The sequence below is a fragment of the Heyndrickxia shackletonii genome (assembly GCF_001420715.1).
GTDB classification, from domain to species: Bacteria; Bacillota; Bacilli; order Bacillales; family Bacillaceae_C; genus Margalitia; species Margalitia shackletonii.
In genome coordinates this window covers 1560094-1576276 of sequence record NZ_LJJC01000004.1, presented here as the reverse complement: position 1 = coordinate 1576276, position 16183 = coordinate 1560094, and the positions used below count along the sequence as shown (strand labels likewise).

The window sequence follows — 16183 nt, the reverse complement described above, 5'->3', positions numbered from 1 at the left end:
AGACAAAACGCAGAACCAATTCAAGGTTCTGCGTTTTTATTTTATCCTCTTAACTCTGCACCTGCTTTATCTTTCACCGCTGCAAGTACTTTATTATGTGCTTTTACAACCTCTTCATCCGTTAAAGTTCTTTCTGGATCCATATAAGTTAAAGAGAAGGCGATGGATTTTTTGCCTGGTTCCATATGTTCCCCTTCGTACAAGTCGAAAATGGATACGTTCTTCAATAATTTTCCGCCTGCATTCTCGATAATTTCTTTTACTTCACCAGCATTCACCTTACGATCTACCACTAAAGCGATATCACGTGTAATCGCTGGGAAGCGAGGAATAGCATTGTATTGAAGAGCTGGAACTGGATGATCAAAAACTGGTTTCATATTGATTTCGAATACATACGTTTCTTTTAAATCCAAGTCTTTTTGAACTTGTGGATGTACTTGGCCAACATAGCCAATTCCCTTACCGTCAAGAACAATCTCAGCTGTTCTTCCAGGATGCATCCCTTCCACAGCTGCTGCTTGATAAGTAATGGAATCACTAACACCAAGCTCTTCAAACAAGCCTTCAATAACACCCTTTGCCACGTAAAAATCAACTGGCTTTTTCTCGCCTTGCCATGGATGATTTAACCAAAGGCCTGTGATGGCTCCGGCTAAATGTTCATGCTCTTCAGGCTGTTCATTATCTGTAGTTTTTAGAAAGACAGATCCAATTTCGTATAATGCAATAGACTCGTTTTTACGAGCATTATTATATGACACTACTTCCAGTAGCTGTGGAACAATGCTTAAGCGTAAATAGCTTCTTTCTTCACTCATCGGCATCGCAAGGCGGATTGGATCACGCTTTTCTAAAGCAAATTGAGAAGATTTCTCTAAGCTTGTCAATGAATACGTAACCGCTTGGTTTAGTCCTGCACCCTCTAAAAATCTTTTTGTCGTGCGGCGTTTTCTTTGAATATCGCTTAACCCACCAGGAGTTGCAGCACCGGTTGGTAACGTTATTGGTAAATTATCATATCCGTAAAGTCTTGCAACTTCTTCGATTAAATCTTCTTGGATTGTAATATCGCCACGACGTGTTGGAACTGTAATGGTAAAGGTGTCATTGTCAACCTCGACGCCAAATTGCAAGCGATCGAAAATTTCCTTCACTTCTTGTTTTGTTATGAAAGTACCTAAGAAAGAATTAATTTTTTCAAGTGTAATGGAAACAACAGCAGGTTCCACTGTTAAAGAATTAACTTCAACTGTACCATCAAGAACTTCACCACCAGCATATTTAGCCATTAATTGGGCTGCTCTCTCTGCTGCTTCATGCACACGATTTGGATCAATGCCTTTTTCATAGCGTGCACTTGCTTCACTTCGTAAGCCATGATCTTTTGATGCATTTCTGATTGTTTGTGCATCAAAGTAAGCTGATTCAAGCAAGACTGTTGTTGTATCAGAAGTTACCTCTGAATTTGCTCCACCCATTACACCTGCCATCGCTACAGGTTCTTTTCCGTTAGTAATGACAAGATGATTTGCTTTCAATGTTCTTTCCGCATCATCAAGGGTAACGATTTTTTCTCCTTCATGTGCTAAGCGAACAACGATTTCTTTAGAACCAAGCTGTTCATAGTCAAATGCATGTAATGGCTGACCATACTCTAAAAGAATATAGTTTGTAATGTCTACTACATTGTTATGCGGACGAATGCCGGCAGACATTAATCTCGTCTGCATCCATAAAGGGGATGGACCAATTTTTACATTTTTAATCACTTTTGCTGTATAAAGCGGATTTGCTTCTTTCGCTTCTACTTTAACAGAAATATAATCGGACGCTTTTTCAGAAGAACGCTCATGATTAACGCTTGGAAGTTTTACTTCTTTCCCTAAAATAGCACCTGTTTCATAAGCAACACCAAGCATGCTTAAACAATCAGAACGGTTTGGTGTTAAGCCTAGCTCTAGCACTTCATCATCCAAATTTAATAATGCAAGGGCATCTGAGCCAACTTCCACATCATTTGGGAAAACAAAAATTCCTTCCGCATATTCCTTTGGAGCAAGCTTTCCGTCGATTCCAAGTTCTTTTAAGGAACAAATCATTCCATTTGATTCTTCCCCGCGTAATTTAGAACGTTTAATTTTAAAATTTCCCGGTAAGACGGCACCCGCTTTTGCAACGGCTACTTTTTGACCTTTTCCGACATTCGGTGCACCGCAAACGATTTGAACCGGTTCGCCTTCCCCTAAATCAACCTGGCAGACATTTAATTTATCGGCATTTGGGTGCCTTTCACATTCAAGAACATGCCCTACCACAACACCGCTTACACCCTTGCTCTTTTGTTCCACACCTTCAACCTCAATACCGCTGCGTGTAATTTTTTCCGCAAGGTCGTGTGCTTCAACTCCTGTTAAATCTACATATTCTTGCAGCCATTTATAAGAAACTAACATTTATATCCCTCCAACTTTTACTCAGTTACAGCAAATTGCTTTAAGAAACGAATATCATTTGTGTAGAAATGACGAATATCATCAATTCCGTACTTTAACATCGCGATACGTTCGGGTCCCATTCCAAAAGCAAATCCTGTATATTTTTTCGAGTCAAATCCAGCCATTTCAAGAACATTGGGATGAACCATTCCTGCTCCTAAAATTTCAATCCAACCAGTACCTTTACATACATTACAACCTTCTCCACCGCAAATCTTGCAGGTGATATCCATTTCAACTGATGGCTCTGTGAATGGGAAGAAGCTAGGGCGAAGGCGAATTTCACGATCTTCTCCGAACATTTTCTTAGCAAACACTTGTAACGTACCTTTTAAATCTCCCATTGTGATGTTTTCATCCACCACTAATCCTTCGATTTGCATGAATTGATGAGAGTGTGTGGCATCATCATTATCACGGCGATATACTTTACCAGGGCAAATAATTTTCACTGGTCCTTTGCCTTCATGCTTTTCCATAGTTCTTGCTTGCACAGGTGATGTATGAGTACGAAGCAGCAGTTCTTCTGTAATATAGAAGGAATCCTGCATATCACGTGCAGGGTGGCCTTTTGGCAGATTTAATGCCTCGAAGTTGTAGTAATCCTTTTCTACCTCTGGTCCTTCCGCCACTTTATAGCCCATCCCGATAAACAGATCTTCAATTTCCTCAATTACCTTTGTTAATGGATGATGGTTTCCAACTTTCACCGGACGGCCAGGGAGGGTGATGTCAATTGTTTCGGAAGCTAATTGTTTCTCAACTGCTGCCGCTTCTAATGCTTTTTGCTTCGTTTCGATTTTTTCACTGATGGCTTCTCTCACTTCATTTGCAAGAGCACCCATTTTAGGCCGTTCTTCAGCAGATAATTGCCCCATTCCTCTTAATACTTCGGTGATTGGTCCTTTTTTTCCTAGAAACGCAACACGAATATCATTAAGTGCTTTTAATTCTTCTGCTTGCTCGATTTTTTGTAAAGCCTCTGCTTGAAGCTCCTTTAATTTTTGCTCCATATTTTTTTCCTCCTTTGAAAAAATAAAAAAACCCCGTCTCCACAAAAGGGACGAGGTTATCATCGCGGTACCACCCTAATTAACATAATCATTTTTCTTATGTTCACTTAACTTTGATAACGGTTTTTCACCGATGCATCTTTACGTTTCAATAAACGGTCCCGATGCTGACTCCAGGGGTGAACTTCACTTAATTTTTCATAAAAATGCTTTCAGTCTTTGGCATTTTCTCCCTGCATGAATGTCATAAGCTACTTTTCCCTATCATTGTCTTTCAACTTCATTCAATTGTTTCTATTATAGTATTTTGTGAAATGATTTTCAAATGGATTTTGATATATTATGTCATTTTTTAAGTTAAGTGAGCTCTAATTTTTAAAATAATACATTAAAATGCCAGCAGCAACTGCAACATTAAGGGATTCACTCTTCCCGAAGATTGGGATGTACAGATTTTTATCTGTTAGAGATAACACTTCTTTCGATACACCATTTCCTTCATTACCCAGAATAAGGGCAAAGGACGGTTCCGGCTGCACTTCTTTATAAGGAATTCCATTTTCTAGAGCAGTACCGTAGATTGGAACATTTGCTGCTTTCAGTTTCGGAATCCATTCCTGTAAATTTCCAGACAAAAACTCTACATGGAAATGGCTTCCTTGAGCGGAGCGTAGAACCTTTGGATTATATATATCTGCAGTACCTTTTCCTAAAAGAATCATATCAATTCCTGCAGCATCTGCTGTTCGAATCATCGTACCTAGATTTCCTGGATCTTGCACACCATCAAGGAGTAAATAAGATTTCCCTGTTAAGTCCTTGGTTGTTGCATTTCTTATTTGACATATCGCAAAAATCCCTTGAGTTGTTTCGGTATCAGATATGATTCTGCTTATTTCCGGTGTAACTCTCGTTATTGATATATCACTTACGTCCCAGTATGCAGGTAAATCCGCTTCTTCACTAACAATGATTTCGATTATATCATCTCTATAATGTAAAGCTTCCTCCACTAAATGAAAGCCTTCAAGAATATAGGTATTTGTTTTTTCGCGTTCTTTTTTGGTTAATAGCTTTTTCCATTGTTTTATTTGCGGATTTTGTATAGATTGAATATATTTCACAAGACAATTCTCCTTATAATAGCTTGTCTACCATTATAACGTATTTTTCGTACATAGAAAATTTACTTAGTGTAATGATAAGAGAGAAAAGAATAAAAAGGAGTGTGTCTTCATGAATTTGAACCTGCGAAATGCAATTATTCACAATGTTTCTGGTAATACACAAGATCAATTGAAGGATACTATTGTAGATGCTATACAAAGAGGCGAAGAAAAACTGCTTCCAGGTTTAGGTGTTTTGTTTGAAGTAATCTGGAATCATGCGGATCAAAAGGAACAAGACATGATGCTGGAAACGTTAGAACAAGGGTTAAAACAGTAAGCAAAACATGTTGAATGTAAGCGGACATACGTTCCGTTATTTGTGAATAATATGGTGATTTCAGTTTTTTATCGGACACGGGTTCCGCTATCAAGCGAAAAAAGAGCTATTTTGGAGTGTATTACAGTAAATAACGGAACGTGTGTCCGCAAACATCTCCAAAATAGCACTTTTTATGTGAATAACGGAATCAGTGTCCGCATAATGCAAAAACGCATGGATTCCATGCGTTTCTTTGTGTATTTACTCGAAAGTAATTTTATTTACTGCATCTCTATCTAAGCGCTTGATCACTTCGGTAATCAACTTCACGGCATTTTCATAATCATCACGATGAAGCATCGCAGCATGTGAATGTATATATCGAGTTGCAATGGTAATCGCTAAGGAAGGTACACCATTTGCTGTCAAATGAATGGAACCTGCATCCGTTCCTCCACCAGGGATGGATTCATATTGATATGGAATATTTAATTCATCCGCAACACCAACCACAAAGTCACGTAGGCCTTTATGGGATACCATTGACGCATCATAAAGGATGATTTGCGGACCTTCCCCCATTTTACTCATTGCTTCTTTTTCAGAAAGTCCCGGTGTATCACCAGCGATACCTACGTCTACACCAAAACCGATATCCGGCTTAATTACATTTGCAGCTGTCTTAGCTCCGCGAAGTCCTACTTCTTCTTGAACATTTCCTACTCCATAAACTACGTTTGGATGATTTTCATTTTTCAAGTTTTTAAGAACATCGATGGCAATGGCACAGCCGATGCGGTTATCCCATGCTTTTGCTAATAGCATTTTTTCATTGTTCATGACAGTAAATTCGAAATACGGAACGACCATGTCCCCTGGCAAAACGCCCCACTCAAGTGCTTCTTCTTTGCTGGATGCGCCAATATCAATGAACATATCTTTGATTTCATATGGCTTTTTACGGACTTCAGGTGATAATACATGTGGCGGTTTAGAGCCGATAATACCTGTAATATCGCCTTTTCTTGTGACAATCGTTACTCGTTGAGCAAGCATGACTTGTGACCACCAACCGCCAACCGTTTGAAAACGAATAAAGCCTTTGTCATCAATTTTTGTCACCATGAAGCCTACCTCATCTAAATGGCCAGCTACCATGATCTTAGGACCATTTTCGTCGCCTACTTTTTTCGCAATTAAACTGCCTAAACCATCAGATGTCACTTCATCAGCAAATGGTTCTATGTATTTTTTCATTACATCGTGAACTTCACGTTCATTTCCTGGAATCCCTTTTGCATCTGTCAGGTCCTTCAGCATCGTTAATGTTTCATCTAATTTAGCCAATATTATGACCTCCGAATTAATAATATGTACCTATTCCATTATAATAGAAAAAGCGAAAATGTACAAAAATTCTGCTATTAATACCCTTCCTTCATTCACCTAATTTTTTGCTATATAGGCTTGTTGGACTTCTACCATGTTAAATATGAGATTCATCCCTAATTACAAAAAATTGCTTCTAATTTCGTTATTTTTAGCTTACCGGCTAGGTCATATACATGTAATGTAATTTAATTCAATCCTGATTGATAAAATAAAATGCACTCCGTCTGCAAATCCTTCTAAAATAATGTACCTTTTACAGGAATTTTGCTCCGAGATTGGGATAAAAACGAAACAAATCTCATTATAAATCGTAATGTAATAGATATCATTAAAAGAATAGGGGGATAATATACATGACCTTACTTGGCTTATTTCCATTTTTATTGTATAGTTTAATACCGCTAGTTATTATCATTATTTTACTTATTTGGGTACATGAAATTAAAATTAATTCCGGAAGACAAGTGGAACAAAATGAACAAATCATTAGATTGTTACACGACATTAATCATAATTCAAAAAATCCGCATATGTAGCCAAAAATAAAAAATGCCCTTTAATGGGCTATTTTTATGTTATCATGATGTACCGTTAAAAAATTCACGCCACTTCATGACAACCACTTTTTCTCTTAAAATATAAAACAATATCGAAAGAGCAAGCAAAATCATGATAATCATACCTGGTGTAAAACGGGAAATAAATTGCCCGAATACTGTGTAGAAAAAGACTAAAGGAAGATTTGTTATAATGGAGCCTCTCATGTACTCTCGAAAATTCGTGCTTCTTTCTATTAAACAAATCGTTAAAAGCTGATAGTGGATAAATGGTATGAGTCTTAAGATAGCGATTTGGCCAACCGTTAACTTTGCACGCTGCCCGAACCATTTTTGTTTAATTCTCACAAATTTTTCATAGGTGCGCGGCATTTTTTTAATCCAAAAATAACTGATAACAGACAGCAACAGTAACCCAATTAAAGAATAGATAATTCCGAGTAAGCTTCCAAACAGTATTCCTCCTGCCATGCACACAACCGCTACTGGTATAAACAAAAATTGCCTTAGTAAGTGAAATAAGATAAAGAGGAATGGGGCTAAAATGGCACTACTTTCAACAAATGAAAATAAGATCAATAGTTGATCATTCACATTCTCACCCGCCTTTGATGTTTTGTCTATGATGAAGAATCATACTTATACATATTGAACAAACCGGATGGTTATTACTCAAATATGCAAAATGAAGTAGAAAAGGACTAGATCCAGCAGTGCTAAAATCGGAAATCCCACTTTAAAATTTGGATGCTGCGTTTTATGGTGAAATATCTTCATTCCTATGGTCGTTCCACATGCTCCCCCAATAATGGCAATTTTCCAAAGCGTTCTTTCCGGGATTCTCCATTTATGTTTTCTTGCATAATTTTTATCTACTCCCATGATAATAATCCCAACTAAATTGATGATTATAAAATAACCAATGATAAATTTACTTAACAACCTTCTACCTCCTATTATGTAAAAAGCCATTCTCAAAATTCTTCGAGAATGGCTTTATAAATTTTCTTATTTAGAAAATTGAGCTTTAGCTTGGTTTGCAAGTTCTGCAAATGCTTTTTCATCATGGATAGCAAGATCAGAAAGCATTTTGCGGTTTACTTCGATACCAGCAAGCTTAAGTCCGTGCATTAAACGGCTGTAAGAAAGACCGTTAATACGTGCAGCTGCATTGATACGAGTAATCCATAGCTTACGGAAGTCGCGTTTTTTCTGACGACGGTCACGATAAGCATACATATAGGATTTCATTACTTGTTGGTTTGCAACTTTAAATAATGTATGTTTTGAACCGAAATAACCTTTTGCTAGTTTAAGAACTTTTTTACGACGTCTGCGGGTAACTGTTCCGCCTTTTACACGTGGCATAATATTTCCCTCCTATTTCAATTACGAACGATTAAATATTAGAAAGCATGTGACGAATGCGTCTGAAATCACCTTTAGAAACTACAGTTGATTTACGTAGCTTACGTTTTTGTTTTACTGTTTTATTGGCAAACATATGGCTTCTGTAAGCATGAGAACGTTTAAGTTTGCCAGAACCTGTTCTCTTAAAACGCTTTGCTGAGCCACGGTGAGTTTTCATTTTTGGCATAGGATTTTCCTCCTCATAACATTACTTTTCAGTTTTTGGTGCAAGAACTAAAAACATACTGCGTCCGTCCATTTTTGGCTTTGATTCCACTGTACTTACCTCAGCACAAGCTTCGGCGAAACGATCAAGAACTCGCTGACCAATTTCTTTATGTGTAATCGCACGGCCTTTGAAACGAATGCTTGCTTTTACTTTATCTCCCTTTTCAAGAAACTTAAGGGCATTGCGAAGCTTTGTATTAAAATCATGTTCTTCAATGGTAGGGCTCAAACGAACCTCTTTAATACTGATGACTTTTTGATTTTTACGTGCTTCTTTTTCTTTCTTTTGCTGTTCAAAACGATATTTACCGTAGTCCATAATACGAGCTACTGGCGGTTTTGCATTTGGCGCAACTAGAACAAGGTCAAGGTTTACCCTCGAAGCAATTTCAATTGCCTCATTACGGGACTTAACACCTAGCTGTTCTCCGTTTTGACCAATTAGACGCACTTCACGTGCACGAATGCCATCATTAACCATCATATCTTTGCTAATAGTTAGCCACCTCCAAGGTTTAATCGAGCAATCAGAAATCTATGATTACAAAAGAGTAACTATAGCTCGTCTTTTGCTTCCTGGAAGCCAAGGCAAGCTTAGAATAAATGGTTTGGGTTAAGAATTTCGCCGTCATTGGAACTTTATAATGCTAGGTTTCATAACAAAATAAAAAGTGCGGGAAAGACGACCCGCACTTACATTCACGTATGAATAGTTTTTGAATGTGATGAATTTCGAAACCTGCCAACTGCAATATAAGCGTCAATCAGGCGAGAAGCGGGTGCTCCTTCTTTTCCTCAAACTAATATTCAATTTACCTTAGATAATATATCATATAATTATAATCGATGTCAAATGGCTTGTTGCTATTTTTATTATATTTAAAACAACATCATTTATATTATCAAAGTTTTAATTATGGTGCAATGAAATTTTTATTTTTTCTCTTGAACTTCTGCTTTTAAGTTTTCCATAAATTGTGCAAATGGGATTGTTTCTGATTTTTGTTCCCCATATTTACGAACATTAACAGCATTGTCTTTTACTTCATTATCCCCTACGACAAGCATGTATGGGATTTTTTGCATTTGTGCTTCACGGATTTTATAACCCATTTTCTCATCGCGCAAATCTAATTCAACCCTAAATCCAGCTGCTTTAAGTTGTTCTTTAACTTGTTTAGCGTAATCAAGATGTACATCAGGTGAAACAGGGATGACAGTTGCTTGAACTGGAGCCAACCAAGTTGGGAACGCTCCTTTATATTCCTCAATTAGATAAGCAACAAAGCGTTCCATTGTAGATACAACACCACGGTGGATAACAACAGGGCGATGAGGCTTACCATCTTCACCTATATAGTTTAAATCAAATCTTTCAGGAAGTAAGAAATCAAGCTGCACTGTTGATAATGTTTCATCTTTTCCTAATGCAGTACGAACTTGCACATCTAGCTTCGGACCATAGAAGGCAGCTTCTCCTTCTGCTTCAAAATAATCTAGGCCTAAATCGTCCATTGCATCCTTTAACATAGATTGTGCTTTGTTCCACATTTCATCATCATCAAAATATTTTTCCTTATCTTCCGGATCACGATAAGAAAGTCGGAAGGAATAATCAGTAATATTAAAGTCTTTGTATACTTCAATAATTAATTCCACTACTCGTTTAAATTCATCGCGAATTTGATCTGGACGAACAAATATATGGGCATCATTTAAAGTCATCCCGCGTACCCTTTGAAGCCCTGATAAAGCACCAGACATTTCATAGCGATGCATCGTTCCTAGCTCTGCAATTCTGATTGGCAATTCACGATAGCTGTGGATGCCATTTTTGAATACCATCATATGATGAGGACAGTTCATCGGGCGAAGAACAAGCTCTTCATTATCCATTTCCATTACGGGGAACATATCCTCGTGATAATGATCCCAATGTCCGCTAGTTTTATAAAGGTCCACGCTACCCATAATTGGTGTATAGACGTGGTCGTATCCTAGACTTACTTCCTTATCGACGATATAGCGTTCCACAACACGTCTAATGGTTGCACCTTTTGGCAGCCATAATGGCAAGCCTTGTCCAACTTTTTGAGATGTCATAAATAAACTTAATTCTTTCCCGATTTTACGGTGATCTCTTTCTTTAGCTTCTTCTAATAAACGAAGGTGTTCATCCAGTTCTTCTTTTTTGAAAAAGGCAGTTCCGTAAATACGTTGAAGCATTTTATTGTCGCTATTTCCGCGCCAATATGCCCCGGCGATACTTAGTAGTTTAAATTCTTTTATCTTTCCAGTTGAAGGAACATGTACCCCGCGGCAAAGATCAATGAATTCACCTTGTTCATACACGGTTACTTTTTCATCAGCAGGAATGGCATCAAGTAATTCTTGTTTATACTCATCACCTGCAAAAATTTCTTTCGCTTCGTCACGTGTAACTTCTTTTCGAATAATTTCTAAGTTTTCGTTTACAATTTTCTTCATTTCTTTTTCGATTTTCGGAAGATCTTCTGGTGTAATCGAAACATCGATATCCATATCATAATAGAAGCCGCCTTCGATAACTGGTCCAACTCCAAGTTTCACATTATCAAACAGACGTTTAACTGCTTGAGCCATTAAGTGTGCTGTACTGTGACGGAGGATTTCGAGTGCTTCCGGTTGATCTGGTGTAATAATCGCGATTGTTCCATCCTCATGGATAGGTGTGCGCAAATCAATCAACTTGTCATTTAGTTTTCCAGCTAATGCTTTTTTCTTTAAGCCAGGGCTAATGGATGCTGCGATGTCTTCTGTTGTTGTTCCGCCGGCAAATTCCTTAACTGCGCCATCTGGAAACGTAATTTTAATATCTGACATATATGTCCACTCCTTTATATGTATAAAAAATAAAAAAACTCGTCCCTACGGAAAGGGACGAGTATTATTTACACGTGGTTCCACCCTATTTTTCATTTCCAAAAAAACAAAAATGACTTAGGAAATTTTTAACGGAATGTACCCGTCAACTATTACTAGTTAAACATTTAACGTTCACAGCTGAAGTTTAGAGGTGGTAAGTATTCATTTCGTGATGGAAAGTTTTCACCATGCCTTTCCTCTCTGGAAACCGTAAAGGAATACCCTTGTCCTCATCATTACTTTTCATATGCTTTAATTCGTATGTACGTAATTATAGAAGTTTCTTTACGGAAAATCAAGAGTATGAAAATTATTTTTCCTTACCTATTAGCTGCCTTTCCCAAAAAGGCATTTTTTTCTTGCCAAAACTGGTCTTTTTTTGCGAGAAAGATCCTCTCTTCAAAAATGTTTTGAAGCGTCCGAATTAAACCATTATCAAATGAATCAGCATAAAGATAAATTTTTTTCGGAGCAATAGATAATAAAGGAGCAATTGTTACTGAATCAATGTAGATTGGATGATTGGTTAATAATCTGCGATCCATCAAATTCGAAATTTCACTTTTGGTCATTTCTTGATATTGTTCATTATAAAAAATACTGTATTGATCAAAATAAATTCTTACTACATCCAATTTTGCATCGCGATTTTGTAGATAATCACGGAGAGTCTGGATAAATACTTGGTATTCTTGCTCCATCTTATATTCATCAATAGCTAGTTCGACATATACAATAATTTGTTCATAGTATTCCTTCAACCTGAATTTCGTAAGAGAATCAAATGAAACGGTATCATGTTGCTCTAACAAAGCGGAGATGGCTTGACGAATCATTTCTGTTTCATTTATTCCGCCAATTATAGAAGTTAGTTCTGGTCTATCTCCATTAAACATGTCGATTACAATTTCTAAAATATTGTTTTGCTCCTCTTCTTCTTTATAGAAGAAATACTCTCTTAAGATATCTTTCACCCAATCGTTTCTTTTCTTTTGAATAATAAATTGTATAAATCCATCTTGAATATTTTCTAATGAAATCGTGGAGAGATCTATAGTTAAAAAATATTGTTTTTGATTTTGAAAGATTGTTTCATGGAACCATATTTCCTTATCGTTTTTAATAAAATATTCATGCAGCCATACTGCATCATCTAAATACTTGAAAATAAAATCCAACTTTAGCCCCCCTTGCTATGGAAAATTCCATGTTATATGTATATGGGGAGCATGGTTATTTTAGAAGTCGAGGATAAAAAAAGAAGGCCAAGCTTATTGCTATGGCCTTCTATATTCTTAAATTAGGTCCCTCCACTAAAATTGGGGTTGAAAGATACTTTATCCTTTCCATAATCCTTGCCGCCTTCATCTTTTCCTCTTCCCCTCGTTGTGAATAGGTAAGATGATGTTCAAGACCGGAATAATCGAAATTAGAAGTGAAAAAGGTTGGCAGATTTTCCTGCATTCTAAACTGTAAAATGGATCCTAGAATTTCATCACGTGTCCAGCTCGTCATAGCTTCCGCTCCAATATCATCCAGCATTAACACCGGAGCTTTCTTAACCATTTCCAACTTTTCATTTAACGTATGATCCCCTAATGATTGCTTCATTTCCCTGAAAAATTCCGGAACATAAACAAGGAGAGAGGAGACCTGTTTATTTTCCGCCAAATGGTTAGCAATAGCACCTAATAAATAGGACTTTCCAACTCCAAAGCTGCCATAAAGAAATAACCCTTTCATTTTTTTACCAGCCTCATACTCCACGACAAAACGTTCTGCAAATTCATACGCATTTAGTCGTCCTGCTGATTCCAAAGAGAATTCACCAAAAGACGCATGTAAAATATCCTTTGGAACATAAAGGCTCTGAATTAATTTTTCATTCTTCTTCCGTTCATCAAACATTCTTTTTTTCAGACAAGGACGGTATTTGATATCTATGCCGTTCCTCCCTAAAACAAGCTCTGGTTCATATCCTTGCATCATGTTCACACAACTCTCAAGGCTAGAACATTTTTGACAATCCCTCGTTTGCGAAATGAATTCATATAACTTCATTAAACTTTTTTCGACCATGGATGTTGTAATCTCACCTGTATGTTGAAGCAAAAATTCTCGAACAGCAGGATGGTTTAGGATTTCTTGCTTCATCTCACTGTAAGTTCGTTGAAAGTTGCTGTTATTAGATAATCTTCTTAATGTTTCATTAATATTCTCCATTCCATTCACCTCCTATTTTTTATATTTTTGTTGAATGGATTCAAGTCTGCGACGTTTTTCCTCTACAGATTCTGCTGTTTGATTTGATTTATTATTTTTAGGTTGTGTTTCATCTTTTTCCACAAACCATTCTGGAAGCTTTTCCGTACGAATTGGCTTTTTACGCGCATTCTTTTGCTCGCTTTTAGTATCAGCCCATTGCTGATATTGACGGTGCTCATTTTTTGCTAATTCCATCGCTTCTTTTACTGTTTTCACCTTTTTCCTTGTCCAATGAGAAGCAATCTTTTCCATATAATTTTTCGTGAGTTTCATATCTGTTTTTAATAAAACATATTGAATTAATACATTGACAACGCCTGCTGAGAGCTGTTGTTGAAACATTATGTCTTCCACAGCCTGAAGGTCCGCTTTAGAAGGTTCCGCTCCATCCGAAATATCAATCAGCAGCTGTCGGGGAGATGTCGTTTCAAGATAATGAATAAGCTTTTCCTCACGTGTATCCCCTAATTCACTGCTAGTCCGGTCCTTTAATGGCTGAATACGATCCACTAGCTTCGGTAAATCATTCGCATGCTCCAGTTGGTACCAGTCCCGAGCTGCCTTCCTAAGGTCATCAATGTCAATATTTTGCTCAGCATTCAGTGCACTTAGAAAAATATTTTGCATATCAATTGCGTTAATGTGATATAAAAACGAAAGCTTATAAATTGCATCTCTTACTTGTGCCGTCATTACTTTTTGTGGAAGGATCAAACCTTTCAAACCTGATAAAAACAAGTCGAAATCAAAATCAACTTCTTCTATCTTAATTTCATTTGGACTTGTTCTAGTTTGAAATTGCAGATTTTCATTTATCTTACTTCCCTCATGTGCCTCTATGTCATGTAAAAAATGATCTTCACTTCCTGACATAAATACTTCTTGAAAGGAACGAGTAATATTTTGATACTCCGCTTTTTTTAAAGCAGGATCAGTAAACATATTCTTTAATCTTAAAAAATGTTGCCTGCCTAATTGTTTAAATAAAAAAACATTAAGTATTCCATCTGTGAAAAATTGTTCTGGGGACAACGGTGGTTGCAGTTCATATATAAATAATCTATCCTCATTCATATTTTTCACATATGTTTTTAACAAACCGATACCCTCTAATTTTAAGCGGGCATCATAAATATCCCGTAAATTTAACGATAAAAAGTTCATTAAATGGTAATGTGTCCATTCTTCAGACCATACTCGGCTCACTTCAATTTCATTCCATAAGGTCATATATAAACTATAACAATTAACCCCAATCAGTGGCTGATAAAGTAATGAGATCACTTTGCCGTCATATTCATGAAGCATTCCATTAGAGGAAACTTGATAACGATCCACAGGCTGTATCTCATTCCATAATTGTTTCATAAAAGCCACATCCTTGTTATTAATAATAAAAGCTCAAAAAGGATGAGGAAAATAATGAAAAAGACTAGAACGAAGAAACTCTAGCCTTTTTATTGTTCCTTTTTGATTAATTCCTTTAATTCTTCTAAAAAAACGTTTAAATCTTTAAATTGTCGATAGACAGATGCAAATCGAACATATGCTACTTCATCTACAGCTGCTAATTTGTCCATAACCAGTTCGCCGATTTTTTCCGAGTTTACTTCAGAGTATCCAAGATTTCGAAGCGACTTTTCAATTTCTAATGAAATTTTTTCTAATTCCGCTAGTGAAACTGGTCTTTTCTCACACGCTTTTATAAGTCCGCGCAATATTTTTTCACGGCTGAATTCCTCACGAATGCCTTCCTTTTTTACTACAATTAAAGGGGTTTCTTCCACTTTTTCAAAGGTCGTAAACCGATACAAGCATTCCTCACATTCACGCCTTCTTCTTATTGCACGTCCTTCATCAACGGGGCGAGAATCAATCACGCGTGTCCCATTATTTTGACAAGACGGACATTTCATTATATCAGCTCCGTTTATAAGTACATGATTACTTTCATCATATAAAAAAGATGATAAATTCACAAGAAAAATAATAAAAAACGAGATGTAGCATACACCTCGTTTTAACTTTTTTATCGATTTTTAAAGAGCAGTTACTTTTGATTGTTTAACTTGGACAGGACCCATTCCACGAGGTAATTCGATTGTTTCACGTGTCTCAGCGCCAAGTGATTCGGCAATATAGTCAGCGGCAATGTTTGGATTTAAATTACCGCATGTGTACACATCAATACTTGCATATCCATGCTCTGGAAAGCTATGAATAGTTAAATGAGATTCAGAAATAATAACTACTCCGCTTACTCCTTGTGGAGCAAATTTATGAAATGCTACCTCACGAATTTCAGCACCTGATTTCAATGCTGCATCTACGAATGTTCTTTCAATAAACTCCATGTTATTGAGTTTTTCAAAATCACAGCCCCATAATTCAGAAATTACATGACGACCCATTGTTTCCATCGATCGTTTCCCCCTTTAAAGAATTATTTTTACGATCAAAGAAAAATTCAAATGAATTTTCTCCTTAG

The 16183-nt window shown here is 36.7% G+C and carries 17 protein-coding genes and 3 other annotated features; of the genes, 2 read left to right on the top strand and 15 right to left on the bottom strand.

Going from position 1 to position 16183, the window contains the following annotated elements:
- Positions 1-41: 41 nt before the first annotated feature.
- The 3 genes from pheT to AN964_RS07430 all read right to left on the bottom strand — a co-directional run bounded on the left by pheT (position 42) and on the right by AN964_RS07430 (position 4635).
- Entirely contained in the window at positions 42-2456 is a 2415-nt protein-coding gene (gene pheT, locus AN964_RS07440; RefSeq protein WP_055739070.1) for a phenylalanine--tRNA ligase subunit beta, read from the bottom strand.
- Positions 2457-2473: 17 nt separating this feature from the next.
- Positions 2474-3511, bottom strand: coding sequence for a phenylalanine--tRNA ligase subunit alpha (pheS, locus tag AN964_RS07435; protein WP_055739069.1), 1038 nt, complete (start codon positions 3509-3511; stop codon positions 2474-2476).
- A 43-nt stretch (positions 3512-3554) separates the two neighbouring features.
- Positions 3555-3788 (bottom strand) — a binding site (T-box leader).
- 91 nt (positions 3789-3879) lie between these two features.
- Positions 3880-4635 (bottom strand): TrmH family RNA methyltransferase, encoded by a 756-nt coding sequence (locus tag AN964_RS07430; protein WP_055739068.1) that lies wholly within the window; start codon positions 4633-4635, stop codon positions 3880-3882.
- Between the two features lie 112 nt (positions 4636-4747).
- Between AN964_RS07430 and sspI the strand changes: the two genes are divergently transcribed.
- Entirely contained in the window at positions 4748-4957 is a 210-nt protein-coding gene (gene sspI / locus AN964_RS07425) for a small acid-soluble spore protein SspI (protein WP_055739067.1), read from the top strand.
- 243 nt (positions 4958-5200) lie between these two features.
- Here the strand turns inward: sspI and AN964_RS07420 are convergent, their stop codons facing one another.
- Positions 5201-6286 carry a M42 family metallopeptidase gene (locus AN964_RS07420; RefSeq protein ID WP_055739066.1) on the bottom strand — a complete coding sequence of 362 codons (1086 nt, stop codon included), beginning with the start codon at positions 6284-6286 and terminating at the stop codon, positions 5201-5203.
- A gap of 398 nt (positions 6287-6684) precedes the next feature.
- Between AN964_RS07420 and AN964_RS07415 the strand changes: the two genes are divergently transcribed.
- A complete protein-coding gene (locus tag AN964_RS07415) occupies positions 6685-6867 on the top strand; it encodes a hypothetical protein (protein ID WP_055739065.1) in 183 nt (60 codons plus the stop codon).
- A 42-nt stretch (positions 6868-6909) separates the two neighbouring features.
- Here the strand turns inward: AN964_RS07415 and AN964_RS07410 are convergent, their stop codons facing one another.
- The 11 genes from AN964_RS07410 to speD all read right to left on the bottom strand — a co-directional run bounded on the left by AN964_RS07410 (position 6910) and on the right by speD (position 16115).
- Positions 6910-7482 carry a TVP38/TMEM64 family protein gene (locus AN964_RS07410; protein ID WP_055739064.1) on the bottom strand — a complete coding sequence of 191 codons (573 nt, stop codon included), beginning with the start codon at positions 7480-7482 and terminating at the stop codon, positions 6910-6912.
- A 78-nt stretch (positions 7483-7560) separates the two neighbouring features.
- Positions 7561-7830 (bottom strand): DUF1294 domain-containing protein, encoded by a 270-nt coding sequence (locus AN964_RS07405; protein ID WP_235950780.1) that lies wholly within the window; start codon positions 7828-7830, stop codon positions 7561-7563.
- A 66-nt stretch (positions 7831-7896) separates the two neighbouring features.
- Positions 7897-8256: a 50S ribosomal protein L20 gene (gene rplT, locus AN964_RS07400; RefSeq protein ID WP_055739062.1), complete on the bottom strand. Its 360-nt coding sequence runs from the start codon at positions 8254-8256 to the stop codon at positions 7897-7899.
- A 31-nt stretch (positions 8257-8287) separates the two neighbouring features.
- Entirely contained in the window at positions 8288-8485 is a 198-nt protein-coding gene (gene rpmI, locus AN964_RS07395) for a 50S ribosomal protein L35 (RefSeq protein ID WP_055739061.1), read from the bottom strand.
- Positions 8486-8506: 21 nt separating this feature from the next.
- Complete coding sequence (infC, locus tag AN964_RS07390; protein WP_126647797.1) at positions 8507-9010, bottom strand: translation initiation factor IF-3; 504 nt, start codon at positions 9008-9010, stop codon at positions 8507-8509.
- A 175-nt stretch (positions 9011-9185) separates the two neighbouring features.
- Positions 9186-9323 (bottom strand) — a sequence feature (ribosomal protein L20 leader region).
- Positions 9324-9459: 136 nt separating this feature from the next.
- Positions 9460-11388, bottom strand: coding sequence for a threonine--tRNA ligase (gene thrS / locus AN964_RS07385; protein ID WP_055739059.1), 1929 nt, complete (start codon positions 11386-11388; stop codon positions 9460-9462).
- A 50-nt stretch (positions 11389-11438) separates the two neighbouring features.
- Positions 11439-11676: a binding site (T-box leader), on the bottom strand.
- 74 nt (positions 11677-11750) lie between these two features.
- Positions 11751-12608 (bottom strand): putative sporulation protein YtxC, encoded by an 858-nt coding sequence (locus tag AN964_RS07380; protein ID WP_055739058.1) that lies wholly within the window; start codon positions 12606-12608, stop codon positions 11751-11753.
- 109 nt (positions 12609-12717) lie between these two features.
- A complete protein-coding gene (gene dnaI, locus AN964_RS07375; protein ID WP_055739057.1) occupies positions 12718-13653 on the bottom strand; it encodes a primosomal protein DnaI in 936 nt (311 codons plus the stop codon).
- A 12-nt stretch (positions 13654-13665) separates the two neighbouring features.
- Complete coding sequence (locus AN964_RS07370) at positions 13666-15063, bottom strand: replication initiation and membrane attachment family protein (RefSeq protein ID WP_055739056.1); 1398 nt, start codon at positions 15061-15063, stop codon at positions 13666-13668.
- Positions 15064-15152: 89 nt separating this feature from the next.
- Positions 15153-15611, bottom strand: a complete 459-nt coding sequence (gene nrdR / locus AN964_RS07365) for a transcriptional regulator NrdR (protein WP_055739055.1) — start codon at positions 15609-15611, stop codon at positions 15153-15155.
- A gap of 123 nt (positions 15612-15734) precedes the next feature.
- Positions 15735-16115 carry an adenosylmethionine decarboxylase gene (speD, locus tag AN964_RS07360; RefSeq protein ID WP_055739054.1) on the bottom strand — a complete coding sequence of 127 codons (381 nt, stop codon included), beginning with the start codon at positions 16113-16115 and terminating at the stop codon, positions 15735-15737.
- Between the last annotated feature and the right edge of the window lie 68 nt (positions 16116-16183).

What these genes read in the sequence shown, in the direction of transcription:
- sspI (WP_055739067.1), top strand. Translation starts at nt 4,748, where the DNA reads ATGAATTTGAACCTGCGAAATGCAATTATTCACAATGTTTCTGGTAAT.
- rplT (WP_055739062.1), bottom strand. Translation starts at nt 8,256, where the DNA reads ATGCCACGTGTAAAAGGCGGAACAGTTACCCGCAGACGTCGTAAAAAA.
- AN964_RS07370 (WP_055739056.1), bottom strand. Translation starts at nt 15,063, where the DNA reads ATGAAACAATTATGGAATGAGATACAGCCTGTGGATCGTTATCAAGTT.
- infC (WP_126647797.1), bottom strand. Translation starts at nt 9,010, where the DNA reads ATGATGGTTAATGATGGCATTCGTGCACGTGAAGTGCGTCTAATTGGT.
- nrdR (WP_055739055.1), bottom strand. Translation starts at nt 15,611, where the DNA reads ATGAAATGTCCGTCTTGTCAAAATAATGGGACACGCGTGATTGATTCT.
- speD (WP_055739054.1), bottom strand. Translation starts at nt 16,115, where the DNA reads ATGGAAACAATGGGTCGTCATGTAATTTCTGAATTATGGGGCTGTGAT.
- rpmI (WP_055739061.1), bottom strand. Translation starts at nt 8,485, where the DNA reads ATGCCAAAAATGAAAACTCACCGTGGCTCAGCAAAGCGTTTTAAGAGA.
- AN964_RS07415 (WP_055739065.1), top strand. Translation starts at nt 6,685, where the DNA reads ATGACCTTACTTGGCTTATTTCCATTTTTATTGTATAGTTTAATACCG.
- thrS (WP_055739059.1), bottom strand. Translation starts at nt 11,388, where the DNA reads ATGTCAGATATTAAAATTACGTTTCCAGATGGCGCAGTTAAGGAATTT.
- dnaI (WP_055739057.1), bottom strand. Translation starts at nt 13,653, where the DNA reads ATGGAGAATATTAATGAAACATTAAGAAGATTATCTAATAACAGCAAC.
- pheS (WP_055739069.1), bottom strand. Translation starts at nt 3,511, where the DNA reads ATGGAGCAAAAATTAAAGGAGCTTCAAGCAGAGGCTTTACAAAAAATC.
- pheT (WP_055739070.1), bottom strand. Translation starts at nt 2,456, where the DNA reads ATGTTAGTTTCTTATAAATGGCTGCAAGAATATGTAGATTTAACAGGA.